At 62.0% G+C, this 26,937-nt stretch carries 24 protein-coding genes; 10 read left to right on the forward strand and 14 right to left on the reverse strand.

The window, feature by feature from the left end:
- Positions 1–29 precede the first annotated feature (29 nt).
- Together AC244_RS32835 and AC244_RS32840 are read right to left on the reverse strand one after the other, a co-directional pair.
- On the reverse strand, positions 30–1,229 hold the full coding sequence (locus AC244_RS32835) for a serine hydrolase domain-containing protein (protein ID WP_053253016.1): 1,200 nt from the start codon (positions 1,227–1,229) through the stop codon (positions 30–32).
- A gap of 147 nt (positions 1,230–1,376) precedes the next feature.
- Positions 1,377–2,834, reverse strand: coding sequence for an MFS transporter (locus AC244_RS32840; RefSeq protein ID WP_053253017.1), 1,458 nt, complete (start codon positions 2,832–2,834; stop codon positions 1,377–1,379).
- 142 nt (positions 2,835–2,976) lie between these two features.
- Here AC244_RS32840 and AC244_RS32845 point away from each other — a divergent pair, with 142 nt between their 5' ends.
- Positions 2,977–3,924 carry a LysR family transcriptional regulator gene (locus AC244_RS32845; RefSeq protein WP_053253018.1) on the forward strand — a complete coding sequence of 316 codons (948 nt, stop codon included), beginning with the start codon at positions 2,977–2,979 and terminating at the stop codon, positions 3,922–3,924.
- Between the two features lie 153 nt (positions 3,925–4,077).
- Entirely contained in the window at positions 4,078–6,147 is a 2,070-nt protein-coding gene (locus tag AC244_RS32850; RefSeq protein WP_053253019.1) for a prolyl oligopeptidase family serine peptidase, read from the forward strand.
- Between the two features lie 24 nt (positions 6,148–6,171).
- On the opposite strand, the gene AC244_RS32855 is transcribed toward AC244_RS32850, so the two are convergent.
- Positions 6,172–6,597 carry a hypothetical protein gene (locus AC244_RS32855; RefSeq protein ID WP_053253020.1) on the reverse strand — a complete coding sequence of 142 codons (426 nt, stop codon included), beginning with the start codon at positions 6,595–6,597 and terminating at the stop codon, positions 6,172–6,174.
- An 8-nt stretch (positions 6,598–6,605) separates the two neighbouring features.
- Entirely contained in the window at positions 6,606–7,511 is a 906-nt protein-coding gene (locus tag AC244_RS32860) for a LysR family transcriptional regulator (RefSeq protein WP_053253021.1), read from the reverse strand.
- Positions 7,512–7,613: 102 nt separating this feature from the next.
- On the opposite strand from AC244_RS32860, the gene AC244_RS32865 reads away from it, so the two are divergent.
- The 3 genes from AC244_RS32865 to AC244_RS32875 all read left to right on the forward strand — a co-directional run bounded on the left by AC244_RS32865 (position 7,614) and on the right by AC244_RS32875 (position 10,298).
- Complete coding sequence (locus AC244_RS32865; RefSeq protein WP_053253022.1) at positions 7,614–8,321, forward strand: type 1 glutamine amidotransferase domain-containing protein; 708 nt, start codon at positions 7,614–7,616, stop codon at positions 8,319–8,321.
- A 41-nt stretch (positions 8,322–8,362) separates the two neighbouring features.
- Positions 8,363–9,202, forward strand: coding sequence for a type 1 glutamine amidotransferase domain-containing protein (locus AC244_RS32870; RefSeq protein WP_053253038.1), 840 nt, complete (start codon positions 8,363–8,365; stop codon positions 9,200–9,202).
- A 232-nt stretch (positions 9,203–9,434) separates the two neighbouring features.
- On the forward strand, positions 9,435–10,298 hold the full coding sequence (locus AC244_RS32875; protein ID WP_053253023.1) for an alpha/beta fold hydrolase: 864 nt from the start codon (positions 9,435–9,437) through the stop codon (positions 10,296–10,298).
- 156 nt (positions 10,299–10,454) lie between these two features.
- Here the strand turns inward: AC244_RS32875 and AC244_RS32880 are convergent, their stop codons facing one another.
- Positions 10,455–12,149 carry a GMC family oxidoreductase gene (locus tag AC244_RS32880; protein ID WP_053253024.1) on the reverse strand — a complete coding sequence of 565 codons (1,695 nt, stop codon included), beginning with the start codon at positions 12,147–12,149 and terminating at the stop codon, positions 10,455–10,457.
- Between the two features lie 199 nt (positions 12,150–12,348).
- Between AC244_RS32880 and AC244_RS32885 the strand changes: the two genes are divergently transcribed.
- The gene (locus AC244_RS32885) at positions 12,349–13,284 is read left to right on the forward strand and encodes a LysR family transcriptional regulator (RefSeq protein WP_053253025.1); all 936 of its coding nucleotides are present in this window, start codon (positions 12,349–12,351) and stop codon (positions 13,282–13,284) included.
- 405 nt (positions 13,285–13,689) lie between these two features.
- Positions 13,690–13,836: a DUF1127 domain-containing protein gene (locus AC244_RS35970; protein ID WP_082367316.1), complete on the forward strand. Its 147-nt coding sequence runs from the start codon at positions 13,690–13,692 to the stop codon at positions 13,834–13,836.
- A 126-nt stretch (positions 13,837–13,962) separates the two neighbouring features.
- Here AC244_RS35970 and AC244_RS32890 read toward each other — a convergent pair whose 3' ends face one another.
- From AC244_RS32890 to AC244_RS35975, 4 genes are all read right to left on the reverse strand, one after another.
- Entirely contained in the window at positions 13,963–14,217 is a 255-nt protein-coding gene (locus AC244_RS32890) for a hypothetical protein (RefSeq protein WP_053253026.1), read from the reverse strand.
- Positions 14,218–14,443: 226 nt separating this feature from the next.
- Positions 14,444–16,384 carry an AI-2E family transporter gene (locus AC244_RS32895; protein ID WP_414735987.1) on the reverse strand — a complete coding sequence of 647 codons (1,941 nt, stop codon included), beginning with the start codon at positions 16,382–16,384 and terminating at the stop codon, positions 14,444–14,446.
- A 74-nt stretch (positions 16,385–16,458) separates the two neighbouring features.
- Positions 16,459–17,679 (reverse strand): NAD(P)/FAD-dependent oxidoreductase, encoded by a 1,221-nt coding sequence (locus tag AC244_RS32900; RefSeq protein ID WP_053253028.1) that lies wholly within the window; start codon positions 17,677–17,679, stop codon positions 16,459–16,461.
- A gap of 96 nt (positions 17,680–17,775) precedes the next feature.
- Entirely contained in the window at positions 17,776–18,495 is a 720-nt protein-coding gene (locus AC244_RS35975; RefSeq protein WP_234717105.1) for a low temperature requirement protein A, read from the reverse strand.
- Between the two features lie 48 nt (positions 18,496–18,543).
- Between AC244_RS35975 and AC244_RS32915 the strand changes: the two genes are divergently transcribed.
- The gene (locus AC244_RS32915) at positions 18,544–18,924 is read left to right on the forward strand and encodes a pyridoxamine 5'-phosphate oxidase family protein (protein WP_053253031.1); all 381 of its coding nucleotides are present in this window, start codon (positions 18,544–18,546) and stop codon (positions 18,922–18,924) included.
- A 114-nt stretch (positions 18,925–19,038) separates the two neighbouring features.
- Here the strand turns inward: AC244_RS32915 and AC244_RS32920 are convergent, their stop codons facing one another.
- From AC244_RS32920 to AC244_RS32940, 5 genes are all read right to left on the reverse strand, one after another.
- Positions 19,039–19,401, reverse strand: a complete 363-nt coding sequence (locus AC244_RS32920) for a hypothetical protein (RefSeq protein WP_053253032.1) — start codon at positions 19,399–19,401, stop codon at positions 19,039–19,041.
- A gap of 180 nt (positions 19,402–19,581) precedes the next feature.
- Complete coding sequence (locus AC244_RS32925; protein ID WP_053253033.1) at positions 19,582–20,589, reverse strand: Gfo/Idh/MocA family protein; 1,008 nt, start codon at positions 20,587–20,589, stop codon at positions 19,582–19,584.
- 12 nt (positions 20,590–20,601) lie between these two features.
- Entirely contained in the window at positions 20,602–21,765 is a 1,164-nt protein-coding gene (locus AC244_RS32930; protein ID WP_053253034.1) for an adenosylhomocysteinase, read from the reverse strand.
- Positions 21,766–21,837: 72 nt separating this feature from the next.
- Positions 21,838–22,773, reverse strand: a complete 936-nt coding sequence (locus tag AC244_RS32935; RefSeq protein WP_152976219.1) for a LysR substrate-binding domain-containing protein — start codon at positions 22,771–22,773, stop codon at positions 21,838–21,840.
- Positions 22,774–23,383: 610 nt separating this feature from the next.
- Entirely contained in the window at positions 23,384–24,487 is a 1,104-nt protein-coding gene (locus AC244_RS32940; RefSeq protein ID WP_053253035.1) for an IS110 family transposase, read from the reverse strand.
- 141 nt (positions 24,488–24,628) lie between these two features.
- On the opposite strand from AC244_RS32940, the gene AC244_RS32945 reads away from it, so the two are divergent.
- Entirely contained in the window at positions 24,629–25,528 is a 900-nt protein-coding gene (locus tag AC244_RS32945) for a GGDEF domain-containing protein (RefSeq protein WP_053253036.1), read from the forward strand.
- A gap of 253 nt (positions 25,529–25,781) precedes the next feature.
- Complete coding sequence (locus AC244_RS32950) at positions 25,782–26,093, forward strand: hypothetical protein (RefSeq protein ID WP_152976220.1); 312 nt, start codon at positions 25,782–25,784, stop codon at positions 26,091–26,093.
- Positions 26,094–26,937 lie beyond the last annotated feature (844 nt).

Genomic DNA, 26,937 nt, shown 5'->3' on the forward strand with positions numbered 1-26,937 from the left:
GCTTTCTCAGAACGAGCGATGCGTGCCGGTCACTCCGCGGCAGCCGCAGGTTTCAAGGCATATCGATAGACGGCCGTCTCGAAGTCGAGGTAGGCGCCGACCGACGTCGGATCGGCGAAGGGCAGGACCTGGGTGCCCCAGAATCCCCCGACACCGTTCTTGCGGTCAATCCAGTAGTACAGGTTGGCCAGTCCTGCCCAGGCGAGCGATCCCGCGGGCCTACCGGTCGGTGCGTCCTTGTCGTTGATCATGAAGGTCAAGGCCCAGGACTTCGGCATGCCGGGGAAGAATTCGGCGTCGTTCGACAGACTTGGGATGACACCGGGAAGGCGCTTGATCTTCATTTCGCCTAGGCCGTTTTGCTCGGCCATTTTCACTGTGTCGGCTTTCAGCACGCGACCATTAGGGCCGTCGCCGTCGTTCAACCACATGCGGATGAACTTGGCATAATCCAAAGCGGTCGAATAAAGCCCGTGCCCACCCATATGGATCTCTGGATCCTGCGGCAGGATGAAGTCGAGCGGCGCCAAGGCGCCGGCCGAATCGCGCTGGTGCATCGTCGCCATTCTCGCACGCATGGCAGCATTCATGGTGAACGCCGTATCAGACATGTCGAGCCGGTCGAACACCCGGGATTTCATGGCCGACCCCAGACGTTCGCCGAGGATCCCCTCGACCACCTGACCGGCCCAATCGATGTTCGAGCCATATTCCCACTGATCGCCCGGATCGAACAGAAGCGGCGTCGCGATCGCGGCGTGCGTTGCCGCCACCACACTCGGCTGGCCATGTTCTTTCGCGAGGCGATAGTAGGTTTCATTGAAGAAGTCGTAGCCGAAGCCCGCAGTGTGAAGAAGAAGCATCCGGGTCGTGATCTCGCGCTTTGGAGCACGCAGCGTCGGTCGTCCGTCGAGGTCAAACCCTTCGATCACCTGACAGTTGCCGATCGCCGGTGCATATCGCCGTGCCGGGGTATCGAGATCCAGTTTTCCCTCTTCCACGAGCTGCAGGCATACGGTGCCGGTGACGGCCTTCGTCGTGGAAAAGATAGCAAGGACGCTGTCGGTGGTCATGTCGAGGTCGCCACCGAGCTGCCGATTGCCGGCAGCGCCCTCATAGATATTGCCGTGCCTGTCCGTTGCCACGGCCACCACACCGGGTAAACCGGGCACGGACGACACGGCCTTGTCCAAGACGGCATCGGCCGCCGGCTTCAATGTCGTGTTCATGGAATTTCTCCTTCATGAGCAAACCTGTCCGACTGCGCAGAAACGTACGCCTATTTTAGCAGGTGCGGCTCGCCTCTCTATCTTGAGCGCCGCAAGTCCCTAGCGCAAGGAAATCGCCTCCAGATCCGGCGAGGCAGCTTCCAAACCTTACAGCGTGTCGTCAGGCAGTGCAGGACGTGCCGCGAGCGCGCGACCTGCAAGGGCAACGGCGATTGCCAGGAGAATGAGACCTGCGGCGACTGCAAACGTGACGCGCATGCCCGACGCCACGGCCTCGGGCGAGGCCGTGGCGATGTCGGACGCGGCCGATGCCAAGGCGAAGACGGCGCCCATGACAGAGGCGCCGGTGACGAGCCCCAGGTTGCGCGACAGGTTGAGCATGCCGGAAACAACACCGCGGCGATCGGCGGCGATGCCCGCCATGACGGCGGTGTTGTTGGCCGCCTGGAAGAAGGCATAGCCGGCGGTGACGACGGCGATCGGTGCGAGGTAGCCTGGGATGGCCAGTGTTGCCGGCAGGATGGATAGCGGGGCGGCGCCGGCCGCGATTGCAGCAAGTCCGGCCATCATCACCGGTCGTGCGCCAAACCAGTCGACGAAGCGGCCCGCCGGCACGCCGCTGATCGCCGCTACCACCGGGCCGACCGACATGACCAGCCCAATGATGGCCGCATCGAGCCCTAGGGCGCGCGCGAGATAAAAGGGGCCGACAACCAAGGTCGTCATCATCACCGTGGAGACCAGCCCATTGGTGATCAGGCTCGCGCTCAAGGCCGGATCGCGAAACATTGCCAGGCGCGCCAAGGGAGATGCGACCTTTGTTTCGACGAACACAAACAGCCCGCCTCCCAGGGCCGCCGCCAGTAGAAGAACGATATTGAGCGGGCCGAAGTGGCCGCGGCCGATGGTCATGGCGAGCGCGTAGGCCGCCAGCGTCAATGCCAGCACGATAGTGCCGGGGACATCGAAGCGGGCAGGGGCTCGCGCGGTTCCCTGACTGTCGGCAGGCAAATGACGATGTGCGAGAACGTATGTCAGGATACCGAGCGGCACGTTGATGAGGAAAAGTGCGGGCCAGCCAAAACCGGCAATCAGCGCGCCGCCGAGAGACGGCCCAAGCGCAGTGCCGATGGCGGACATCGTTCCCAGCAGTCCCATGGCGCTGCCGGTCCGTGCCGTCGGCACCGTCTCGGCGACGAAGGCCATGGTCAACGCCATCATGATTGCCGCGCCCAGGCCCTGTGCCGCGCGGGCGGCTATCAGCAGCCAGAGTGCCGGGGCAAGGCCGCTGAGGCTAGACGCCACCGTGAAGAGTGCAATCCCACCAAGAAGCAACCGTCGCCGCCCGACGATATCGCCGAGCCGGCCGACGCCGACGATCAGCGCGGTGATGGCGAGAAGATAGGCCAGCACCACCCATTGCACGTCCTGGAATGACGCCTCGAAGGCGTGGGCCAGGGTCGGCAGGCCGACATTGGCAATGCTGGTGCCGAGCGCCGACAACAGTATGGAGAGCGACAGGCTGGCGAGCCCCAGTCGGACGGAACGCGTCCGCTCGCTACCTTCAACATTCGGCTCTGTGGGTGCTGCAATGTCTCGCTTCAAAACAAACTCCGTCTGCTGGCAGTCTCCGAAATGGAGATGCCAGAAAGCTAGGCCTTTGGGTGGTATGGCGGAACGCGCATGATTTGCACCTTATTCATGCATAGAACGCCACATCTCGATAAAACTGCGCTATACCAAGCAAATGTCGAAACCCGATCTCAATCTGCTGGTCACCCTTGATGTCTTGCTTGCGGAAGGCAGCGTCGCGCGAGCCGCCGAACGGCTGCGGCTCAGCCCTTCGGCCATGAGCCGGGCGTTGGCGCGGCTTCGGGAGGTGACGGGTGACCCGCTTCTGGTGCGGGCCGGGCGCGGTCTTGTTCCGACGCCGCGGGCGTTGGACCTGCGCGAGCGCGTCGGCCAGCTCGTCGACGATGCCGAGGCGGTCCTGCGCCCGGCTGAGATGCTTGACCTCAGCCGGCTCACCCGCACCTTCACGCTGCGGACGAGCGAGGGGTTCGTGGAGAATTTCGGTCCCGACCTCCTTCGTCGAATTGGTGCTGAAGCTCCCGGTGTTCGTCTGCGTTTCCTGCCAAAGCCGAACAAGGAGAGCAGCGCGCTGCGCGATGGCAGCGTCGATCTGGAAACCGGCGTGATCGGGCTGGCAACCGGCCCCGAAGTGCGCACGCAGGCCTTGTTCCGGGATCGCTTCATCGGCGTCGTGCGCAAGGAGCACCCCTTGAGCCAGGGCCTAGTGACTTCAGCTGGCTATGCCGGCGGCCGGCATGTGCTCGTCTCCCGGCGGGGTCTCGACAAGGGACCGATCGACGAGGCCCTGGAAAAGCTCGGGCTGGAGCGGCAGATCGTCACTACGGTCGGGGGCTTCTCGGCGGCGCTGGCTCTCGCCCGCGGATCGGACTTGATCGCTAGCGTGCCCGAGCGGCATACCGGAAACCTGCGCGCCGGGATGCACAGTTTCCCTCTGCCTGTCTCGGTGCCTGAGGTTACGATTTCGATGCTCTGGCACCCGCGGCTCGATGCCGATCCGGCGCATCGTTGGCTGCGTGCCTGCGTTCGGGACGTCTGCCTGGCGCACCTCGCCGATCGGCACACGGGCGAGCTGCTCGAGGCAGACGCGATGCCGTTGGAGTGACGTAGGTTTGCGGGCGACCTATAGGCAAGCCGTGCCGGCCCAACCCGCGCACGCCTTAAATCGACCTTTGACATTGCAAAGCCAGATGACGGGACAACATATACCGCTGCGACACCTGCCGATTGCTTCACTGATATTGCCGCTGGAGATTTCATGACCAAGCCCGTTTTGCCAAATCTTTCGACGACTGCCGACGATCCTTTCCTTTGGCTGGAGGACAGGACGTCCAAGCCCGCGCTCGACTGGGTGCATCGCCAGAACGCGCTGACGAAGGAGAGGCTGCAGGGCGATCCTTCCTATCAGACCCGGTTCGAAACGGCGCTGGAACTGATGACCGCGGAGGACAACATTGCGGTCGGCTATGAACTGCGCGGTCATGTCTACAACTTCTGGCAGGACAAGACCAATGCGCTCGGCCTCTGGCGTCGCACTACCGTCGCCTCCTACAAGACCGACAAGCCGGACTGGCAGACGATCGTCGACTTCGACGCGCTTTCGCATGAGGAAGGCGTCAAATGGGTGTTCAGTGGCGCGCGCCGTCTCTATCCGGAGTTCGATCGTTGCCTCATGAGCCTGTCGCCCGATGGCGGCGACGCCAGCGAGATGCGCGAGTTCGTCATCGAAACAGGGACCTTTGTCGAAGACGGATTTCGGGCGCCCGTTTCGAAATCGAACTTCAGCTGGCTCGACATCGATACGGTCATCGTTGCCGCTGCCTTCGAGGAGGAAGAACGGACGCAGTCCGGCTATCCTCGCGTCGTGAAGCTGTGGAAGCGGGGCACGAGCCTGAGCGAGGCGACACCGATCTTCGAAGCGCAGGTCGAGGATCTGGCCGCCGGCGGTTCGCTCGAGTTCGACGGCGACGCGCAATATCTGCTGCTGACGAGAACGATCGATTTCTATTCCAGCCATCATTTCGTGAGGCTGGCTTCCGGCGAAAACCGGCGGCTGCCGCTGCCGGACGATGTCGTCGACATTGCCATTCTGAAAGGCCAGATCGTCTTCGGCGTGCGTAGCGCCTGGTCCGCACCGGGGGGCGTGACATGCCTGCCGGACGGGCTCTACGCCTTCGATTTCAAGCGTTGGCTGGAAACGGGTGACATCGGCTCCATCGAAACCGTGCTGCCGCCCGCAGAGCGCGTTTCGATCGCGCATGTCGCCAACACGCGCGACCGTCTGTTCATCAGCCTTATGGACAATGTCCGTGGCCGTGTGGTCTTTGCAGAGCGTGGCGAACGCGGATGGTCGCTCACTCCGGTGGCCCTGCCCGAAAACGGTAATGTCGGCATCAGCCACATCAACCAGTTTGGCTCCAGCGTCTCGTTCTCCTTCACCGATTTCCTGACACCGAGCTCGATCATCTGGTCTGACGATGACGGCGAGACGCTGGCGACGGTCAAGGCGCAGCCCGCGCGTTTCGATGCGGCTGAACTGATATCGGAACAGTTCGAGGCACGCTCTAGGGATGGCACCCTCATCCCCTATTTTGTCGTGAGACGTCGCGACCAACCGTCGCCGGTGCCGGCATTGCTCTATGGCTATGGCGGCTTCGAAGTCCCGCTTCTGCCTGCTTATGCCGGCGTGCGCGGCAAGCTCTGGCTCGAAAAGGGCTACGCCTATGTCCAGGCCAACATCCGCGGTGGTGGCGAGTTCGGCCCGCGGTGGCACCAGGCGGCGCTCAGGGACAAGCGGCAGAACGCGTTCGATGACTTTGCCGCCGTTGCCGAAGACCTGGTGCGGCGCGGGATATCGACCCCCGCCATGCTCGGCATTCAAGGCGGGTCGAACGGCGGCCTGCTCACCGGTGTTTCACTAACCCAGCGGCCCGAGCTTTTCGGCGCGGTGATCATCGAAGTGCCGTTGCTTGACATGCTTCGTTATACCGAATTGCCGCCGGGCGCGTCCTGGATGGCGGAGTATGGCGATCCGTCGGAGCCCGAGGAAGCGGGCTGGCTGGCGGCCTATTCGCCCTACCAACACGTCGCTGATGACGCCGATTATCCGCCGGTACTGTTGACGACGTCGACCGCCGACGACCGGGTCCATCCCGGCCACGCGCGCAAGATGGCCGCGCGGCTGCAGGAGGCCGGCCATTCGAATGCGCTGTTCTTCGAGGAAACGGAAGGCGGCCATGGCGGGCGCGGCGACCGCCGGATACAGGCAGCCCAGACGGCGATGAAATATGTCTTTCTGGAGCAGGCGTTGAGCGGCGGGACGAAATGACCGCAGTGCAGCCAATGCTGGCACCTATCCGACGGCCGGGCGTCGCGACGCCCCGCTCTGTCGCAGCGCCTTGTGGCTGATGGCGACGGGATAGGCGGTCAGGAACAGAATGCCGACGAGCTTGAAGGCCTCTTCGACAAAGGTGGCCCCTCCGACATGGATCGGGGCCATGTCGGCGGCGAAGGACAGTCCCATCGACAGGACCGAGCCGGCAAGCAGCAATCGCGGCGTTGCTGCCCGAACGGCATAGGCGCAGTAGCACAGGGCGCAAAGCACCAGCATGTGCGGCACGAGAACGACTTCCTCCGGAATGCCCGTGGTCGCCACCGCCTCATGCAGCATGAGGAAATCGTCGACGCCCATCAGGGCTGCAAAGAGCCCGCCGGCAAGCAGCGTTCGCCGCAAGCGGTCGGACTGAATTGCGTCGGGCCGCGCAATGCTGCCGCACATTTTCCCGATCAACCCCACCGTTCGCTCAAGACGTCGATCAGTGCGCGGGACGCGGCGGAAAGCCGGCGGTTGGGGGCATAGACAATCGAGATCGACCTCGTTCGCCCGGTGAGATGGGGCAGGAGTTCAACCATTCTCCCCTGCTGGACGGCGCGATCGACGACAAAATCGTAGGTCTGGCAGATGCCCGCACCGTGCTCGGCCATGGACATGACGCCGAGAACGTCGTCGCTCACCCGCAACCCGCCGGAAGTGGGCACCCAGTCGAGATCCTGGCCATTGTCGCGGAACATCCAGGGGGCGAACCTGCCGGTACTCGGCATGACGAAGGGCACGCAGTCGTGACGATCGAGATCGGCGATGCTCTCCGGTGCGCCGCGACGGGCGATATAGTCGGGCGAGGCGACAAGGCACATCGCCCCGTCCTCGATCTTGCGGGCAATAAGGCCACTGTCCGGCAACGGACCCATGCGGATGGCGAGATCGAAGCCTTCGGCAACCAGGTCGACGTTGCGGTTGGTGATGTTGAGCTCGACTTCGACCTTGGGATGAAGGGCTCGGAACCGGCAGAGTTGAGGCGGCAGCCGGAAGTGCCCGTATGTCGTTGGTACGCTGAGGCGGACGCGGCCGGCGACCTGGCCGCCACCACCTTGGATCGCGCGTTCGGCGTCGTCGATGGTCGAGAAGGCGGAGCGTGCCTGATCAAGGAAATGCTGTCCGTCGTGGGTGAGCCCTATCCGCCGCGTGGTGCGGCGCAGAAGCTGGCTGCCGAGCCGCGCTTCAAGCCTCGATATGGCGCGGCTGACGACGGAGGGTGTTGTTCCAAGGGCGATGGCGCCGGCCGTCAACGATCCGTGCTCGGCTACCGCCACGAACACTTCGACATCGGCAAGATAATCGAAACGACGGGCCATTTTTATCTCCTGAGAACAAATGAATTGAAGTTGAGATCGTTTATCGCCTCTGAGGGAGATAATAAAGTCCTGCCAGACCATGCGAAACCACGAGGTGATCTGATGCAGGCTTCTGACCAAGGGGTGACAAAGCCCGTACTGTTTGTATTGACGAGCCACGCCACCAAGGGAAAGACGGGCGAGCCGACCGGATATTTTCTCGGCGAGGTCACGCATCCGCTTGCCGTACTTGAGGCGGCGGGCATTGCGGTAGAGTTCGCCTCGGTGGCAGGCGGTGAACCGCCCGTCGACGGCCTCGATCTTAGGGACGAGATCAATGCACGCTATTGGGCCGATCCGCGCTTTCGCTCTGATATCGCGACGACCAGGCGCCTCGCCGATATCGTCCCATCCCGATATCGGGCGATCTTCTTTGCCGGCGGTCATGGGACGATGTGGGACTTTCCCGAAAGTCTCGATGCTCAGGCGGCCATCGGGGAGATCTATGAGGCGGGAGGCGTGGTCGGAGCGGTCTGCCACGGTCCCTCGGCGCTCGTGAACACGAAGCTCAGCGATGGCCGCTATCTCGTGGCGGGCCGGAATGTCAGCGCCTTTACCGATGATGAGGAGCGCGCCGTCGGTCTCGAAGAGGTCGTGCCGTTTCTGTTGGCAAGCACGCTTTCGGCGCGCGGTGCCCGCCACCAACCCGCTCCCGACTGGACGTCCAATGTCGTGGTCGATGGACGCCTGGTCACCGGCCAAAACCCGCAATCGGCTCATGGCGTCGGTGAAGCCATGCGCGATCTTCTGCTTGCCGGCCACACAAACTGACGCTGCTCCCTTCTTTGAAAGTGAAAATCATGACCAATCCGATGAAATGGCTGCGTGGCTTTGCCGCCGCGCTGGCGCTCACCCTTGCCGCCGCCGATGCGAATGCCGCAAAGGTGCTCGTCGTGCTTTCCGGTTCCGATCATTTCGACCTCAGGGACGGCAAGGTGTTTCAGACCGGTTTCTATCTCAATGAGTTGATGCAGCCGGTGAAGCTCCTGCTCGATGCCGGCCACGAGATCACCTTCGCCACGCCTGGAGGGCAAGTGCCGACGGTCGACAGGACATCCGTGGACCCGGCCTATTTCGGCGGCAGTGCCGATCAGATGAAAGTCTACCAGGACTTGCTCGATGAGCTTGCCATCACCTCGCCGGAAAAATCGTCGGTGATCGGCCTCGCCCGGGTTGCGCAGATCGGCTATGCATCCTTCGATGCCGTTTACATCCCTGGCGGCCATGCGCCGATGCAGGATCTGCTGCACGACAGGCAGCTTGGGCAGTTGCTCGCCCACTTCCACGACAACGGCAAGGTCACCGCTCTGGTTTGCCACGGCCCGATCGCGCTGCTTTCGGCACTGGCGGAGGCAAAGACGTTCACCGACCAGCTCGAAGCCTCGCAGCAGCCCGATCGGCCCGCATGGATTTATTCGGGCTACCGCATGACCGTTATCAGCAACCAGGAGGAAGAACTCGCCAAGGGCCTGCTCGATGGCGGCGCGATGAAGTTCTATCCGCAGACGGCGCTCGAGGCGGCGGGTGGAAAATATGAGAGCAATGCGGCGCCCTGGCAGGCAAATGTAGTGGTCGATCGCGAATTGATCACCGGGCAAAACCCCGCCTCTGCCTTGCAGGTTGGCGAAATTCTCGTCGAGCGGCTGAAATAGCGCCGATCAGCTTCACGATCGGAAAATTGACCTCGCTGTCCCAGAGACGGCGAGGTCTTTTCCATGTCGTCGAACTATGCTTCCTTAACCCCATCCGCTCCCGCTCAAGGGCCGTTTGGCGTTCCTGTGCGATTGCAATCAAAATAATTGCAAGCCCATGTCGGCTCGCGAGGATTTCGCTCGTCTTATTGTCAGCGTTGGCGAAAACGCATGAAACCGCGAGGAAAGAGATATGTTCCGTACTGCCCTTATTGCCGCGGCCCTCGTCATTGCCGGGCCGGCCCTTGCCGACAGCCAGCCGGTTGGCGAGCGGGTCGAGGTCAATGGCATGAAGATGTACTACGAAGTGTCCGGCGAGGGCGAGCCGCTGATCGTCCTGCACGGTGCCTATATGAACATCCCGGCTATGGGCGCGATCATTCCCAAGCTCGCCGAGACCAACAAGGTCTATGCGATCGAGTTCCAGGGGCATGGGCGCACAACCGACATCGACCGGCCGATCACCTATCCAAACCTGGCGGACGACGTGGCGGCGTTCATGGATGCCGTCGGCGTCAAGAAGGCGGATGTGTTCGGCTACTCCATGGGCGCGGCTGCCGGGCTGCAGCTCGCCATCCGTCATCCGGACAAGGTCAACAAGCTGGCGGCCGCTTCTGTCGGTTATGATGCCGACGGCTGGCAGCCGGAGTTCAAGGCATTCATCCCGCAGATGACGGTGGAGATGTTGGTGGGCATGCCGTTTGCCGATGACTACCGCAAGCTTGCCGCCAATCCGGATGGCTTCCCCGCGCTCGCCGCCAAGCTGATCGCGCTGGAAAAGGAGCCGATGGCGTGGGAAGAGGATGTGAAGGCGCTGAAGACCCCGGTGCTGATTATTGCCGGTGACGCCGATGTCGCGACACTGGAGCATACAGTGGCGATGTTCCGGCTGCTCGGCGGCGGCGGCATGGGCGACATGGGCAAGCCGCTGCCGGCGTCGCGCCTCGCCATCCTGCCGGCAACATCGCACACAGCCGTCATCAATCAAACGGACCTGCTGGAGGCTTTGGTCGTGCCTTTCTTCAAGGGCGAGACGCCGAAGGGCATGTTCCAATAGCAATTGCCGGCGCGGCTCGCCTTCTCAAGCGAGGTGCGCCGGTGACGTGCTCCGATGCGCCGGTCATCATGGGCTGTCCGCAATCTTCCAATTGCCTGAGACGCGCCGATTGATTGCGCCCCCGTCAGACGGCTGGTACCGCCGGCGTTGCCCTGACTACGCCCGCCTTTGGGCGTCGGCGATGATCCAGCGTGCGGCTTTCTCCGCGATCATCATTGTCGGCGCGCTGGTGTTGCCGCTGGTAATGGTCGGCATCACGCTGGCATCGACCACGCGCAGTCCCTCTATCCCCCGAACCCGCAACCGGCTGTCGACGACGGCCATGTCGTCGTCCTTGTCGCCCATCCTGGCGGTGCCGACGGGGTGAAAGATGGTGTTGGCGATATCGCCGGCAAGTTTCGCCAGTTCGCCGTCGCTCTGGAACTCGACGCCAGGCTTCCATTCGACCGGATCGTATCGTGCCAGCGCCGGCTGGCTGACGATCGACCGGATCTGCCGGATGCTGTCGGCGGCGATCTTGCGGTCTTCGTCCGTGCTCAGATAGTTCGGGGCGATCGCCGGTGCGTTGCCGCGATGGCGCGACCGGATCCGCACGTTGCCGCGGCTCGTCGGGTTGAGATTGCAGACGCTGGCGGTGAAGGCCGGAAAGCTGTGCAGGGGCTCGCCGAAGGCGTCGAGGCTGAGCGGCTGCACGTGATATTCCAGGTTGGCATGGGCGCGGTCGGGATCGGAGCGGGTGAAGGCGCCAAGCTGCGACGGTGACATGCTCATCGGTCCGCTGCGCTTCAGCACATATTCGAGCCCGATCCGGGCCTTGCCGGCAAGATTGCTCGCCAGTGTGTTCAGCGTTCTGGCATTCCTCACCTTGAAGACGGCGCGGATCTGCAGGTGGTCCTGCAGGTTCTCGCCGACGCCGGCGACGTCGCGTTCGACAGCTATCCCCATGGCCTGCAACAGGGCGGTCGGTCCGATGCCCGACAGTTGCAGGATCTGCGGTGAGCCGATGGCCCCTGCCGAAAGAATGACTTCGGACTTCGCTCGCACCGTCACCCGATCGTTGCCGCGATAGAGCGAGACGCCCGTACAGCGCTTGGCGCCATCCGCGGTGGCTTCGATCAGCAGCTTGTCGACTTCGGCCTCTGTCCAGACAACCAGATTGCGGCGATGGCGCACCGGCCGCAGAAAGGCCTTGGAGGTGTTCAATCGCCAGCCCGCCTTCTGGTTGACCTCGAAATAGCCGACCCCCTCGTTGTCACCGCTGTTGAAGTCGGCGGACCGCGGAATGCCTGCCTGGACTGCGGCCTCGGCGAAGGATTCCAGGATGTCCCATTTCAGCCGCTGCTTTTCGATCCGCCACTCACCGCCGTGGCCATGCATGTCGGAAAAGCGGCTATTGTCGCCGGTGACCGGATCGGCGCCATCGTCGAGCCGGTAGTGATCCTCATGGGCCTTGAAATCCTGAAGCGAATTTTCCCAGGACCATTCGCGGTCGTTGGTCTGGGCCGCCCAGCTCTCGTAGTCGCGCGATTGCCCGCGCATGTAGATCATGCCGTTGATCGAGGAACAGCCGCCAAGCGTCCTGCCGCGCGGATAGCGCAGCGCTCGTCCGTTCAATCCCGCTTCCGGCTCGGTCTTGTAGAGCCAATCGGTGCGCGGGTTGCCGATGCAATAGAGATAGCCGACGGGGATATGGATCCGGGGATAGTTGTCGCGCCGGCCCGCCTCGACCAGCAGGACCCGCTTGCCGGGGTCGCGGCTGAGGCGGTTGGCGAGCAGGCAGCCGGCCGAGCCGGCACCGACGACGACATAGTCGAAGGTGGCGGCATCAGCAGTCGAGGTGTCGGTCTTCATCCCAGGCACATTCCAAATACAGGCGAAAGGGCGATGGGCGGACCGCGGCGAAAAAGGTCGCGCGCCGGCCGAAGACCATCGTGCCGTTTATAATTTCCATCGACGATCGCGGCATTGCGATCCTCCAAAAATCAGTAAACGGCTACCGAATGGTGAAATCCAATGATAAATACGCCTAAGAATTATAGAGGATATTTATATGGCTGATCATCTGGACCTGCGATTGCTGCGGGCCTTCGTCACCGTGGCGCGGGAAGGAAACGTCACGCGGGCGTCCGAGCTCTTGCATCTGACCCAGCCTGCCGTCAGCCTGCAGGTGAAGCGCCTGTCCCAGGAACTCGGCCTTAAACTGTTTCATCGAACCGCAAGTGGGCTCGAACTGACGCGCGACGGCGCGCTGCTGGCGGCCAAGGGCGAGCAGGTGCTGGCGTCCGTGACCGAGTTCAGGCAGACGGCGATGCACCTGACGGCGCAGCTTCGCGGCAAGCTGCGGATCGGCACGATCATCGACCCGGAGTTCACCCGGCTTGGCGCCTTTCTCCAGGCCCTGGTCGAAAGCGGGCCGGGTATTGAAACCACCCTACGCCAGGGCATGAGTGGTGAAGTCGCGATCGGTCTGAAGCGCAACGAACTCGATGTCGGGTTCTTTCTCGGCGACCTCGATGATTTCGGCACAAGCACGGATGTCCAGGTTCAGGAGTCAGAGGCGCAGTTCTTCGTCAAGCCGCTGTCGAGGCTGACCTATCGCGTCGTCGCACCGCCGGCGTTTGCCGGCATCGTCACGGGTAAGGACTGGAGCGAGCTTGCGGCACTGCCCTGGATCGGAACGCCGCCGGCGTCCGTTCATCATCGGCTGCTTGCCAGGAAGCTCGGCGATCTGAACCTCAGGCAGAACGTCGTTGCCCTCGTCGATCAGGAAACGTCGATGCTGGCCATGGTTCGCACGGGGCTCGGCCTCAGCCTCTGCCGGGAATCGATCGCGCTCAGCGAACACCAGGCGAACGGCCTTGTCATTGCCGACCGGGTCAAACTCGAAACCACGCTCGGCTTCGTCTGTCTTCGGCCCCGACGCACTGATCCCAACGTCGCGCTCGCCTTCGAAGTCATCGATCGGATATGGCGGATGGACCATTGAGGGGCGGGCAGGCGATTTCCGGCTAACCGATATCGGGCTGCCGGATAGGCAGGGCGGCGATCTGGCCGTGGCTATCCGCGAGATCAGACCCAGTGTTGGGATCGTCTTTGCGACAGGGGAGGCACCCATGCCCCGGGTGGACCCGGCTGAAAATGGCGATGGAAAGCGCCAGCGAACAGGAGGCCGGCCGTCGCTCGCTTTGACCTTACCAGCAGTGTCCATCGCATTCCATGTCTCGACAGCGGCATGCCACGAACACAATGATCCATGCGCGGCTTGCAGGGGTGGAGTGAAGTCTTAGCGCTGCTGCAAGCGGGGGCTATCGCCTATGTTCCCCTCATCGAAGCGAACGAAGCGCCAAGGACTGGCAGCTAGGCTTCGAAAGCCCACGGAAAGGGGATCATCATGAACGTAGCACGCTCTTTCAACAACTGGCGCAAGTACCGGCAGACGGTCTCCGAACTGGGCCGCATGTCCTCGCGCGAACTGCGCGACCTCGGCATCGAGCGCGCCGACATCCCGAGCATTGCCCGGGCTGCCTTCGGCCGCTAATCGCGCCTGAGACCCGTTGACGATTTCATCAAGCGCCCGCTCGGACCCGAGCGGGCGCTTTTGATTTGTCCGCCCATCGTGATGTGCTGTTGATGGGGAGCGACCGGATGGACGAAGCCGGCCGGACTACATCGCGTCCTTGCCCTTGACCGCGTTGCCCATATGAGACTTGCATTTTTCCATGTCGTTGGCAGCCATGGCATCCTTGGCCATGCCGACTTCCTTCGTCACCTCGATCTTCTTGGCGCCATCCGAAATCGAATTCACCTCAGACTCGAGCTTCGTCAGTGATGCCTCGTCGCACACGATGTCGGACTGCGAAACCGCCGGCGTCGCCAGACCGAAAACCATCGCTGCTGCATACAAATATTTGCCATACATTGGGATATCCTCCTTGGCCGACCGACGGATTTGTCGGTTGGGTCTCGTCAGTCAACGCGCGAGGTATGGCTCTGTTCCGAACCTGAAATGTTTGACTAAAGCGTAATTAGTGGCTTCCGCTTTGGTCGGAAGCCTGCTTGCGATGGAGCGGGAAGGCGCTCGATTGCGGGATCCTTAAGTCTCTTTCCGTCGCCGGCGTAAGCCCCGATGACCTGCACCACGGGCGTCATTGTGCGTGTTGCGGCACCAGTCGCCGTCGTGCCTTGGTCTTGCTTGGGGTCGCAAGCGGGATCGATGGTCGTTTCGTCAGCGCTTCAATTGCCGCCATCGTCATGTCTGATGCAACGAAGTCGGCGCCTGGCATTTCCTCCGCGCTTATATCTGCTTTGCGCTGGCCCGCTTCGCGGTAGGTAGAGGTGTCCCAGATAACGATGCCCACCCTCGCATTGGCATTGACGCGCTTGAGGCGGCGCACGACGAAGCGCGCGTGCTTGATCGAATCCCGGTTGAGAAAACAAACGACGATCGCGTCGATGGCGTCGGTGTGGAGCTTGCGGATATTGGCCGGTTCGATCTCGTGAAAACTCAGTGCCGTCGCAGCGGCCCCTTCGGCGCGCAGCACCTGGGCGAGCATGGCGGCGGAGACGTCGTCGATCTCGCCCCTCCCGCCGACGCACAGGATGGTCATTCCTTCGCCATCCGGAATGGGCTGGTTTGCCGGTTCGCCCTTCTCGTCCAGGTTCTCGACCTCACCCTGATCATCATCCTGACTTTCCTCGATCGCAATGTCTTCGAGGTTGGACACTAGCGACATGCCACTTGCAGCCACGCGCAGCCGCTGCTCGTCGTTCATTACCCCACGGGCACGATCCTGTTCCGCCAGCGCCAGGGCGGGCATTGCGACAGCGGCATAGTAATCGACGAGGTATTCCTCCTCGAGAATTTCCTCGGCCTGATCGGTCCCTTCGTCCGGATCGCCGGCCAGAAGCCGCTGGTAGAGACGTGCGTGCGGCGCGAGCACCGGGTCGCTGCCGAAAAGCACCTGCAGAAATTCGAATTGCGGCACATGCTTGCCGAGAACGACGAGACAGACCGTCAGCGGTGTCGACAGGATCAGGCCGACCGGCCCCCAGATCCAGGCCCAGAAAATTGCGGATACGATGATCGCGAGCGGAGACAGTCCGGTCTTGGAGCCGTAGAGCATTGGCTCGACCACATTGTTGATCACCAGCTCCATCGCGACGAACAGGCCGGCCGTCCACAGCAGCATGGACCAGCCGCTGTCGACCGCCACCGACAGGAAGAGCGGCAGCACCATGGCAATGATCGGCCCGATATAGGGGACGAAACGCAGGACGATTGCCAGCAGCCCCCAAAGCACCGCATTGGGTATACCGATGAACCAGAGGCCGACAGCGACGGGCAGGCCATAGGCAGAGTTCACGATCAGCTGCATCAGCAGGTAGTGGCCGACACGCGTACCTGCGTCCTGCAGGCCTTCGGTGGTTCGGTGCAGATCGCCGAAACCGGCCAGCCGGATGAACCGATCTCTCAGATCCTCCCGCTCCAGCAGCATGAAGATGACAACCACCACCACAAGGCCGGCCATCGCCACCGGACCGATGAGCGGCGCGATGATATTGGTGAGGACCTGTATCGGATTGTCGCGAGAATAGATCTCGACCAGCAGCGGGTCTCTCGCAGGGCTTTCAACACCGATCGGAGTCTCCGCCGTCGGGCGGTTTATTTCGCGGTTGATGCGTTCGACGACGTTTCCAATTCGATCGATGATGCCGTTTTCGGAACCGGCCTCCTTCAGGGTCTTCACCTTCATGACGATGTTTGATTGATAGGCCGGGAGGTTCTTCGCCAGTTCTGCGACCTGCAGCGCAACGATGAGGCTGAATATGCCGATCAAGGTAAAGGTAATCAACGCGGTGGAAATCACCGCAAATGCCCGGGGCAGGCCGATCCGGCGCAGCGCCGCGACGACAGGTGCCAGCGCGAAGGTCAGCAGCAGCGCGACGGCGATCGGAAGGAAAACGTCACGCGCGAGGTAGAGAACGGCAGCGGCGCCGACAAGGGTCAGCGACGTGGGCATGGCCGGGCGCACGCCCTGCATCGAGGGCGCGCCGAGATCCCGGATTTGATCGATTGCCTTGCCCAAGCCTATTCCCCCATGTTTTATCGGAAACTATCACCAACGATCGGCCCGTAAAGGCGCTCGCCTGCCCGCCGACCCTAGACGAAAGGAAACAGCGAACCGTCCGGGTCGGCATGGCCCAATATGTTCGACGAAATGATCTCGGCGGCGATCTGGCTGAAAGTGATGCCGTTACCGCCATAGCCCACGGTTGCGAAGGCGTTCCGCATGCCAGGAACACGACCAATCATCGGCAGGCCCTGCGCGGTAACGCCGAAGGCGGCGGCCCAGCGGTAGTCTGGCTCGCCGATCTTTATCCCGATGACGTCGGAGAGCTTCTCGCGCAGGACGTCAGACTTGGCCTTTAGCTTCGCCGGATCCTGGAACGCGTCCTCGCTTTTCTCGTCCTCGCCGCCGACGATGATGCGGCCGTCTTTAGTCGAACGGAAGTAGAGATACGGGTCGGCGCCTTCCCAGACGAGATAGTCGTCGAGCCATTCCGGTCGCGGATGGCGAGGCTTGGTCGCCAGTGCCCAGGTCGAGACAATGGCATGGTTCTTGTTCGCGACAGCTTCCAGAAACTCGTAGCCGGTGCAGAAGACCACATGGGTCGCGATGATGATCCGGCCGTCGGACGTTGCAACCGCATTTCGGCTTTCGACCTCCCTGATATCGGTGATGTCGACATTTTCGACGATGGGGATTTTATTGGCCTGGACATGCCGGAGAAAGCCGGCTGTCAACTGGGCCGGATTCGCCGCTGCGGAAATTTGGGTCTCGATCGCCGCCGTTCGATCGATGTCGAACCTGTCGCGCAGCTCCGCCCGAGGCAGAAGCGTTGCTGCAAGATTGGCAGCCTCACGTGCCTCGACTTCCACCTGAAGTGCGCGCGCGCCGTAGCACGAGCCGGAGAGGTAGAGCGTTTTCTTGCGCTCGAACTGACAGGCGATCTGCAGGGCATCGACGAGCGATGCAAGGTGTTCGACAGCCTTCGCTGAGCGCTGCCAGATACGCGCTGCCTCAACCGTTCCACGCAGACGATTCAACTGGTTCAGCGGCACGTCGATTTCATGCTGGATCATCGCGGTGCTGGCCATGCTACTGCCGCTTATCGGCTTTCGGCGATCGACCACCAGTATGCGCAGATTGTGGCCGATCAGAGCATTGGCCATCAGCGCACCGCTGATCCCGGCGCCGACGATCAGAACGTCGATATCGTGAGCGGCGAGCCGCTTCTGCGTTCTCACCGCGTGGCGCGGCGTGTCGGCCCAGAGAGGCTCGGCCTTCCGAAGGTCCCGTTTGCGGGTCAATGTGTGCAAGTGTCCCTCCAGGTCTGCGCATTCGTGAATGCGCAGACGCCGATTAAGTTCCTCGCAGCGCCCAAGAGGCGGGTCGCTGCTGAGAGGCGGTAGTGTTCACCTAGGGCCGCGAGCTTCAGGCGGTCGAAGCTGCAAGACGACGCAGGGCCAGGTATTCCCACAGGGCCACGATGAACAACACCGCAGTCGCCACGGCCTGTACGATGTAGTTGGGGGCAACAGGCACAATGAGGACCGCGGCGGCGAGAAGCGCGAGCCCAGCGATATGCGAGACGGGGAACTGCCGGGTTGCCACGGCCTTGATCCAGATGTTTCCACTGAGGAAGAAGGCCGGGCCGCCGAGCATGGCGACGCATGTGTCAGCGAGCTGGGTTCTTCGGCGTGCGACAGGCTGAAATCCTCCCCGACCGCCGTGAGGATGATGCCGGCGACAACAGGCAGGTGGCCGTAGGTGAAAAGGTTGAGTGCCAAGGTTTCCGGCCTCGATGTCGCCTCGGCTTTCGACGCGGCCTTCTCCTGGCCGTGGTGGAAATAGATCCACCACATGAAGCCGGTGCTGAGGAATGCGCTGCAGAACACGACAAAGGTCATGTCATCCGCCATGTGCTCCGCCGCATTGCGGCCGGTGGTCAGGATCGTTTCGCCGAGGCAGATGATCACGAACAGCGCGCAGCGCTCCGCCATGTGGGCGCCGGACACATGGAGCGTCTCGTCATGCGATTTGCCGATGAGCGGCACGTTGTATCTGAAGGCTGGTGAGGTGTATTCGACGATGAGGGCGAGCGTCCACATAACGATGCGCCCCTCGAGTTCCATCAACCCGCCGGCAAGCAGGAGAGAACGGAGCATGGGCACACGCGTCCGATGACGGCGCAGATCGAGGGCGAGCAAGGCCCGATCTGGTTCTTCACCGTCAGGAGTGCCGTCGTGTCGCAGAATGCCGCCGCGAAGACGCCTGCCATGTTCGCCTTCGCATCCAAGGATCACGAACTGTTTGCAACTGTTCACGGGTTCCTTCGCGTCGATAACGACCGCGCCGTGATCGATCGGCTGTGGAACCAGTATATCGCCGCCTGGTACGAGGGAGGCAAGGACGACCCCCAACTCGCCCTGCTGCGTTTCGAGCCGAGCGAGGGTGAAATCTGGCTCAATGAGACCAGCCTGTTTGCCGGTCTCAAGCTACTCTTGGGCAGCGATCCAAAGAAGGAGTACAGGGAGAAAACCGCGAAGGTGGAACTCTCTTAGGCTTCACGCCCAAAACAAAACACCTGCGAGGGGTAATTGCTCGTCGCAGGTGTTTGCTTACTTTCTGGGCGTCTCGATTTCACCCGTCCGTTCGCGGGCACCCCGTGGCGAAGGTTACTTCGCTTCGGTCAGGGTTTCGGTGCCGCTTCCATCCTTGCCGGTAATCGTCCAGGTGCCGTCCAGCGAACCGTCGCCGTTGACCTTGTAGACGATGAGGCCGAGGGCATCGCCCAGGACGTAGGCGGCGGCGAAGGCGTTGCCATTGAGCATGCAGACGCCGGTTGATTTCACGCCGGCCGTGTCCCATTCGATGACGCAGGTGGTCTCGCTGGCAAGCGTGATTTCCGCCGTACCGGAATAGCTGGAGCCATCCAGGTTCGTGCCTTCGACGGTGTACTTGCCGGCATTGACGGTCTGGGCGTTTCCGGCCGCGGCTGCGGCCAGAAACAGCGCTGCAGTGAGCAACAATCTTTTCATAAGTCCCCCAAAAAAGCCGCGCGCCCCTCGCGCGGTTCGAAATTGTTACGCACAAACCATGACGTTTGAAACGGTGTGCAAGGTGTGGCCGCATTCATTTTTGGTGGCGTCGCCACTCGGCACGCCCGGGAGGTCGAAAATGTGCGGCGACGGCGCGGCAGCTCTTTTTGGAGGGGAGGGCTACGCGCTGCTTCCGGCGGATGACATTCTCGCCTGCTCGTCCCAGTCGGACAGCAGCGACATGATCTCAAGCGAATCTGCCAGCCGTGGCGCGGAGCGCGGCGCTTCCTTCAGCCCTGCCTTCAGGCATCTCTCCACCAGTCGCACCTGATGCCCGAACGCGTCGTGTTCGGAGAACACCACGATCTCCTCGGGCGGATGCCCATATTCGCAAAACTCCAAGCGATTTTCGCCCGCCACCGGCAGCCACGGATTGGTCAGGAACCGCAAGGACCCGCGCTCCCCATGGATGGCAAATGCGAAGGACATGCCGAAGCTGTCGGTCGACTGCAGCGTGGCGAGGACGCCATTGTCGAAACGAACCGACAGGCTTGCGTCGCAGATATTGCCGTCATGCGGCGAAACGTTTCCGAAGGCGGTGGTCGCTCGTCTCGAAAAGACATCCTGTCCGCAGGCCGTCTGGATCACGTAATGCAGCAGCGAAGCCGGATAGCAACCGAGATTGAAGATCGTGCCCTTGCCCATAGGGTTGACGAATTTCCAGATATCGGCGGCGTAGAGACCGGATACCGAACGGATCGCCCCAAGCCGGCCGGACTGGAGGATTCCGCCAGCCTTGGCCATCAACGGATGGCAGAGATACATCAAGCCCTCGAGAAAGAAGGTGCCGTTGGCGCGCACGGCCTGCGCCAGGGTGTCTGCTTCGGCCATCGTCGTGGTCAGTGATTTCTCCGACAGAACGGCCTTGCCCTTGTTCGCGGCACGCATCACCGCCTCGTGATGCATGTTGTTGGGCAGGCCGACATAGACGACATCGATGGCCGGATCGTCGAGCAGCGCGTCATAGCCGGAATAGTGCTTTGCGATACCGTGCCGGGCGGAAAAATCCGAAAGCCGTTGGGGATCGCGCCCGGCCACGGCCTCGACGCGCGATCCATCACTCCCGACGATGGCTTCGGCCATGGTGTCGGAGATGAAGCTCGTTCCAAGAATTCCCCAGCGCAGCATATGTCAGTTCCCTCAGCGATGCAGTTCGAGATAGGCGGATGCCACCAGGGCGTCGATGTCCCTCGGCACCGGCACGACGCACATCGAGGCGTCAAGCGTGCGGCTCGCCACCCGCTCCAGGCAGCGGGCCTGAAGCGCAAAGCCGAGATCCATGGATTCGACCGAATTGCCAAGTGCCCTTGGCCCGGCAAGATTGGCCATGTGGCCGGCACCGAGAATATGGATGCGGCGTCCATCGGCAAGGACGAGCGTCTCGATGCCCTCGTCGACGTAGGCTTCTGCCGCCACCACCGCGTTGTCGGCACGCATGCCGGCAACGTCGATCTCGTGCGGGAAGTGCCCGCCGTTGAGAAGGACCACGCCGTCCTTGAGGGCTGCGAGATCGGAAGCCCTCAGAATATTGGCGGCGCCGGTGACCGTGACGATCACGTCCGCAAAGCCTATGGCGTCATCGCGTTTCGGCGTCGAGAAGCCGTCGAGATGGGCCTCGAGTGCCGCAACCGGATCGACGTCGACAACACTAACGGCGCTGTAGGCATTGCGGAAGTAAGCGGCGCTGCCCTTGCCGCAGGCGCCATAGCCGAAAACCGTTACGCGCTTGCCATTGGTCGAGCGATTGGTGAAGCGCATGTAGCTTTCGAACAGGCTCTGGCCGACCGCATGGCGGTTTTCTGCAAACTGCTTGATAGGGCTGTCGTTGATCACCAGCACCGGTAGGCCGATGGCACCGCGCATCGGCTCCAGCCGTGTCCGGCCGGAAGTGGTTTCCTCCGTGCCACCGAGCAGTTTCCGATAGGGCCGTTCGGCGAAACGGGCGAAAAGGTCGCCGCCATTGTCGAGCAGCAGGTCGGGTTGATGATCGAGCAGCGCATCGATGAAGCCAGAATGCGCCTTCGCATCAGTCGTCTGTCCGCCGATCACAGCGATGCCCTGGCTTTTCAGATAGTCGACAGTCGCCGGCTGGGTGCTGTTCAGATTGCCGGTCGCCACGAGTTTTGCACCGCCTGCCTTGAGCGTCATCAGCAGCGCAACCGTCTTCGGCTCCAGATGGATCGCCGTTCCGATCGTCAAGCCCTTGAACGGGCGGGTTGTCTGAAACTCGGCGGCGGTGGCGCGCAGAAGCGCGCAGCTTTGCCCGACCCACTCGATGCGGGATGGCTGGCTTGAGGTGCTCATGGTGATGGTCCTGGCTGTCTGTCGATGGTGCCGGCAAGGATAGTCCGGGCAGCATGCGCCGTGACAGAGACATTAAACTGCGGCGGAGGGCAGTTTTCCTTCCAGGCGCCGCCCCTCTGCGAGCAGCCAGGTGCGAAGGGCTGCGATCGGCTTGCGATCCCTGTCTGCAATGCGGCAGCAGAGCCGATAGCCGGTCGGCCGGCTGACAAAACCAAAGGGCGCTTCGAGCACACCGGCACCAAGTTCCGCTTCGATCGATGCCGCAGGAGCGATGGTGACGCCGAGCCCGCTGCAGGCAGCACTAAGCGCGAGCGTGAGGTCGTCCATCTCGATCCGCTTGCGGAAGCGGACCGGGGCATTGCCGCTTTCGCAAAACCAGTCGTCCCAGAGGTAGGGCACGTTTCGGGCGACCAGCGCGGTCATATCCGCGAGATCGGGCGTACTGCCGGGGCTCGGTTGCCCGGTCGCAAGCACCGGGCCGAACCGATCGTCCATGAAAGCGGTTGCAGCGATGTCGGGCAGCGGTCGGTATTCGCCGCCGACGATCAGGGCATCGATCTCGGGCATATCGGTCAGCGACTGGTTGACGGCAATCGGAACGATGTCGACCTCGAGTCCTGGGACGGCGCGCTGCAACGCCGCCAAGCGCGGCATGAGCCATGCCGATGCCATCGGCATCGGCGCGCCAAGTCGCAGCCGGACCGTGCTGCCGCTCGACGATATCTCTTCCGCCGCACGGGACACGATGTCGAAGGCGACACCGACGGCATCGGCCAACCGTCGACCTGCCGGATTGAGCGCCACGCGTCCACCTTGGCGATCGAGCAGGGGAAAGCCGAAATGCTCCTCAAGACTGGCAAGCTGCTGGCGCACGGCACCGGGCACGACGCCGAGCTCGATCGCGGCCGCACGCAGGCTGCCGCACCTGGCCAGCGCGTCGAAGGCGCGCAGCGCATTGAGCGGCGGCAACGGACGCATGGATTTCAGTTGCAGTTCGTCTGTTTGCATTATGCGCCTCCGGCGTCATCGGAGTCTGGTGCATAAACCATGAGGCCACCGGCTGTCGAACATGGCATTGCCACTTGTGGCTTGCGTTCCTCCACACCTCCGGATGCGCCCTTGAGGATCCCCCACGCACGCTGATGGATGCAGCTTAGGAAAATTGAGTATTTCGAAGGTTTTGTGCGACAGCCTCGCTCCGAGGCAAGCCTACGCCGTCTGCTCTTCCGTGCCTGGCAGAGGAGACAAGGGAAGGAGATAATGCTGGATGCCATCGTCATGAGCGTATCGACTCTCATGTTCGCCTTTTCAAGTAGCAGGAATAGAAATTCTCACGCCCGATTTTCTCGGACGTGGTGTTTCGTATGGGGGCGTCCTGGGGAAAGCAGGAGGCACGGTCAATGAACGACGGTTGATCATGCTCTGATACGCGGGTTGGTTACCGCCGGACCTGATGCGTCGCGGAGCTTCCTCAGTCTAGTTGGCAGCGTCGGAATTAAACCGGCTGATAGTCGAAGCGAGGGTTCTCCTGCCGTGACCGTGCCCCCAGCCTTGCCCAGGTGCACATGGCTTTCTGATTGGCTCTTCTCCTCCTCGCTAATCTACACTTTGGCGGCGTTCAACGCGGCGCGACCTGGCAGGCAATCGCCCAGACGAAGCCAGACAGTTCACGGGCAATCGCCGTCGTTACGGTCGTGGCCGGCTTTCCGGCCTTCGTGAGCTTTCGATAGCGACGGCACAGCCGCTCCTGCGCTTTCCATGCCGTGTCGCGGATCGTTTTTGGGAGCTGCTCCTGGCGCAGCAATTGTTCGCGGCTGATCCTTGCGGGAAACCGGTAACTCCATGCCGCTTCAATCAGCATTCGACGTGCTGTTGTGTTCCCTGCTTTGGTGATTCCACCCTGACGTCGAGTTCCGCCGCTCGAATGCTCCGATGGTACAAGCCCCAGATAGGCCATGAGTTGACGAGGATTTGTAAAGCGACTGAGATCGCCGAGTTCGGCAATCATCGTGGCAGCCGTCACCAGAGCCATGCCGCGCAACGACTGCAGGGCGTGCACGACGGGTGCCAACGACCAGTCGGTCAACATCATCTCGATTTGTTTCGTTAACCGATCCCGCCGGTCGGTTGCAGCCTCGATCGTCGCGATATGATCTTCGAGCACAATGTGGTGGATTGGTTGCTCGAAGCGAAGGCCTGCCAGCCAACGGCGGTGCATCTGCGTCCAGGCTGGACGGCCATAATGGCAGCCATGACGCAGTAGAAACCCGCTGAGCTGCTGGCGAGCCTGCCGCAGACTACGCACGGCAGCCAAGCGCGCCCGAACCAGATCGCGCATCGCCTCATGGGCGGGATCGGGGATCCAAACCGCGCTCAGTTCCCCAGCGCGATGAAGCCTTGCCAGATTGTTGGCATCTCGACGGTCTGTCTTGATGCGATCGCCCGGCTTTCGAGGGATCAAAGAGGGAGCGACGACCACGCAGTCATGACCTGCGGCAGACAGCTGCCGCTGAATGCCATAGCCGCAGGGGCCTGCTTCGTAGCAAAACTTCAGCGTCCGCCCTGGCTGCAACAGCTTCGACAGCATACGCGCCAGAGCTGCAGGGGTATTTACGATTTGGCCGAATGCACGCACGTCGCCGCGCCCCCCGCCATCGGCAAGTGCCACCGCGATCGTCTCTTTGTGAACATCCAAACCGACATACGTGATACTATCGTCCATGGCCCGTCTCCTATGCATGAGGCTCTGTGCGAGGATAACTTACGCAACCCTCGATACCTGCATATTGTGAGACGGGTCACCCGGTCCCAGGCGAACATTTAGTCTAGTCATGCCGCTGAGGATGCACCTGCGAAGAACGAGGTGCGGTTCTCCCGCGATCAGCTCACTCTCATTCTTGCCGCCTTGCCCGACTCGGCGTTTATCCTGACGCGCAGCGGCCGCTATGCGGCCCTGTTCGGTGGTGCCGACCACCGCTACTATCATGACGGCAGCAGTCTTGTCGGACAAAGCGTTTTTGATGTTCTTGCCTATGACAAGGCCCTGTGGTTTGCCCTGGAAATCGAAAAGGCGCTTGCGTCCCAGGCGTTGCACATCGTCGAATACAGTCTTGCAGGAAGCGATGTTAAGGGCCTTGAAGCTGCCGGCCCCGATCATCCGATCTGGTTTGAAGGGCGGGTGCAGGCGCTCGATTTCCCCGTCGACGGCGAGGACGCCGTGGTCTGGGTTGCCAGCAACATTACTGAAAAGAATGCCGTAGAGCATCAGCTGCGCCTGCAAAGCGAAACCGATCCGTTGACCGGAGTTTACAATCGCCGAAAGCTGCTCGACGTGCTTGCGGTCGAGTTCGATCTGGCCCCACGTATTCGCCGGCCGACATGCCTGCTGATGTTCGACGTCGACAATTTCAAGGCAGTCAATGACGAACTTGGGCACTCTGTTGGCGACGATCTGCTGGCGACGATTGCGGCCGTCTGCCGGCGGGCACTGCGGCCGGACGACGTCCTGGCACGGCTTGGCGGCGACGAGTTCGTTGTGCTGATGCCGGCGACGACGTGCGGCGAGGGCGAGCTGATCGCAGACGGGCTGCGTCAGCAGATCTCGTTGGAACTGCAGAACAAGCTGGAGCTTTTCTCCACGATCAGCGGTGGCCTCACGGAAATTTCCCGGTCGGACGCGGCGATCGGCGATATTTTGCGGCGGGCCGATGAGGGCCTTTATCAATCCAAACGCAACGGCCGCAATCAGATCACGGTCGTTTGACGCCATGGCGATCGGCGGCGTGCTACGTCCGTAGATCCGCCGGAAAACATCTGTTGCCATCATCACTCCCTAGCTCGTTCGCGATCTTTCGCGGCGCGCAACCTGTCCAGAGGGACTAAGGTTCCACCGTATGACGGATGCATGGCCGCGTTCATGCCCGTTTTGGTGAGTTGACCGTCGTGGAGCCTGCGCCGATCCTGTCGTGCGGAGTATGAGTATGGGGGCGCGTATGTGTGAGGCGTGGCAGCGATCGTTGATCGAAGAAGACGAGCTCGTCAAAAAGGCGGCGACAACCATACCAAGGCTCTTGGGTCATCCCGGCATTACCCTCGACCAGGTATCCCGGCTGCATGTGAACATCGACGAGTGCGTCGAGCGGATGGATGTTTTGATCGTGGCGCTTGAGGAGAACGGTGTCGACCGATCCTGGATCCAGATGGCGACAACGATCAGAAACAGCTGGGAGGCGCTCGCGGAAGACGCGGCGAAGAAGGTTCTCCTCGTCGGTGGCGCCTCCGATACCACCGTCCGCGACGATACCATGCGGAAAGTTATGCGGAGCTAGCCGCCAATCCGTCAACTGCGGCATTGGCGCATGCATGCCGCCCATCATCCGCGAAGGTTCAGCGTTGGCCGCTGATTGGATACGCCGTCCGGAGCTGGCGCGACCTGTGGGTTCAGGCAGGGTGCCCGCGAGCAATCACCAGGTTTCGGGCACTTCCACCAATACCGACCGCCGCTGTGTATTCCCCGTCCAGGCCAATCGTCGCACGCAGCACTTCGGTCGTACCGGGATCGTGGTCCGCGGTTTGTGACCGGAAGCGCGTTCAGCACGGAGTGGCGGCCCTGCGCCCAATCAATGACCAAGCTGCCGCGGCAGCCAGATTCTGCGGCTTGAGGATTGCCACAAACGCCATCGCCGCGGGGCTTTGGTCATGCCGGTGGGCTGCCGTGGCAGCCATCTCGCGTCTCGCAAACTGGCCGGCTTCGCGTCGTTCGTGGCGCCTGGCACGCCTAATGCTTGTCGCGCAAAAGTGTGCAGCGTTTTTGCGATAACGACATGCGCAAAAACAAGAACTTAAAGTGCGGCAAGCGAATCCTAGAGATCGCGACGCGCTTTAAGAGTGGTGGCGCCCGCTATGGCGGCGATTGAGACACACTCACCTTCTTCCGCGGGAAAAGTTGGCGCCAGTCGGAATTTTAAACTTGACTATTATGCACATGTTTTCAATTTTACGCCCCGTTCGCGCAAAGCGATAACCGCGGACGAACCCGCTCCCGGCTAGCAGCCTGTCGGACTTAACATCTACAGCTTTTCGTCAGGGATGTAGGGGATAAGGCCGTTATCGAATGCGAGCTGCTGGACTTGTCTGGGAGCATTGCGGACGTCGATGATGAACCCGTTGATT

It is taken from the genome of Ensifer adhaerens (assembly GCF_001270265.1).
Taxonomy (GTDB): Bacteria; Pseudomonadota; Alphaproteobacteria; order Rhizobiales; family Rhizobiaceae; genus Ensifer; species Ensifer adhaerens_B.

Excerpts from the sequence above, each read along its gene's own strand:
- AC244_RS32835 (WP_053253016.1), bottom strand. The coding sequence starts at position 1,229 with ATGAACACGACATTGAAGCCGGCGGCCGATGCCGTCTTGGACAAGGCC.
- AC244_RS32845 (WP_053253018.1), top strand. The coding sequence starts at position 2,977 with ATGTCGAAACCCGATCTCAATCTGCTGGTCACCCTTGATGTCTTGCTT.
- AC244_RS32850 (WP_053253019.1), top strand. The coding sequence starts at position 4,078 with ATGACCAAGCCCGTTTTGCCAAATCTTTCGACGACTGCCGACGATCCT.
- AC244_RS32855 (WP_053253020.1), bottom strand. The coding sequence starts at position 6,597 with ATGTGCGGCAGCATTGCGCGGCCCGACGCAATTCAGTCCGACCGCTTG.
- AC244_RS32860 (WP_053253021.1), bottom strand. The coding sequence starts at position 7,511 with ATGGCCCGTCGTTTCGATTATCTTGCCGATGTCGAAGTGTTCGTGGCG.
- AC244_RS32865 (WP_053253022.1), top strand. The coding sequence starts at position 7,614 with ATGCAGGCTTCTGACCAAGGGGTGACAAAGCCCGTACTGTTTGTATTG.
- AC244_RS32870 (WP_053253038.1), top strand. The coding sequence starts at position 8,363 with ATGAAATGGCTGCGTGGCTTTGCCGCCGCGCTGGCGCTCACCCTTGCC.
- AC244_RS32875 (WP_053253023.1), top strand. The coding sequence starts at position 9,435 with ATGTTCCGTACTGCCCTTATTGCCGCGGCCCTCGTCATTGCCGGGCCG.
- AC244_RS32880 (WP_053253024.1), bottom strand. The coding sequence starts at position 12,149 with ATGAAGACCGACACCTCGACTGCTGATGCCGCCACCTTCGACTATGTC.
- AC244_RS32885 (WP_053253025.1), top strand. The coding sequence starts at position 12,349 with ATGGCTGATCATCTGGACCTGCGATTGCTGCGGGCCTTCGTCACCGTG.
- AC244_RS35970 (WP_082367316.1), top strand. The coding sequence starts at position 13,690 with ATGAACGTAGCACGCTCTTTCAACAACTGGCGCAAGTACCGGCAGACG.
- AC244_RS32890 (WP_053253026.1), bottom strand. The coding sequence starts at position 14,217 with ATGTATGGCAAATATTTGTATGCAGCAGCGATGGTTTTCGGTCTGGCG.
- AC244_RS35975 (WP_234717105.1), bottom strand. The coding sequence starts at position 18,495 with ATGGAACTCGAGGGGCGCATCGTTATGTGGACGCTCGCCCTCATCGTC.
- AC244_RS32915 (WP_053253031.1), top strand. The coding sequence starts at position 18,544 with ATGACGGCGCAGATCGAGGGCGAGCAAGGCCCGATCTGGTTCTTCACC.
- AC244_RS32920 (WP_053253032.1), bottom strand. The coding sequence starts at position 19,401 with ATGAAAAGATTGTTGCTCACTGCAGCGCTGTTTCTGGCCGCAGCCGCG.
- AC244_RS32925 (WP_053253033.1), bottom strand. The coding sequence starts at position 20,589 with ATGCTGCGCTGGGGAATTCTTGGAACGAGCTTCATCTCCGACACCATG.
- AC244_RS32930 (WP_053253034.1), bottom strand. The coding sequence starts at position 21,765 with ATGAGCACCTCAAGCCAGCCATCCCGCATCGAGTGGGTCGGGCAAAGC.
- AC244_RS32935 (WP_152976219.1), bottom strand. The coding sequence starts at position 22,773 with ATGCAAACAGACGAACTGCAACTGAAATCCATGCGTCCGTTGCCGCCG.
- AC244_RS32940 (WP_053253035.1), bottom strand. The coding sequence starts at position 24,487 with ATGGACGATAGTATCACGTATGTCGGTTTGGATGTTCACAAAGAGACG.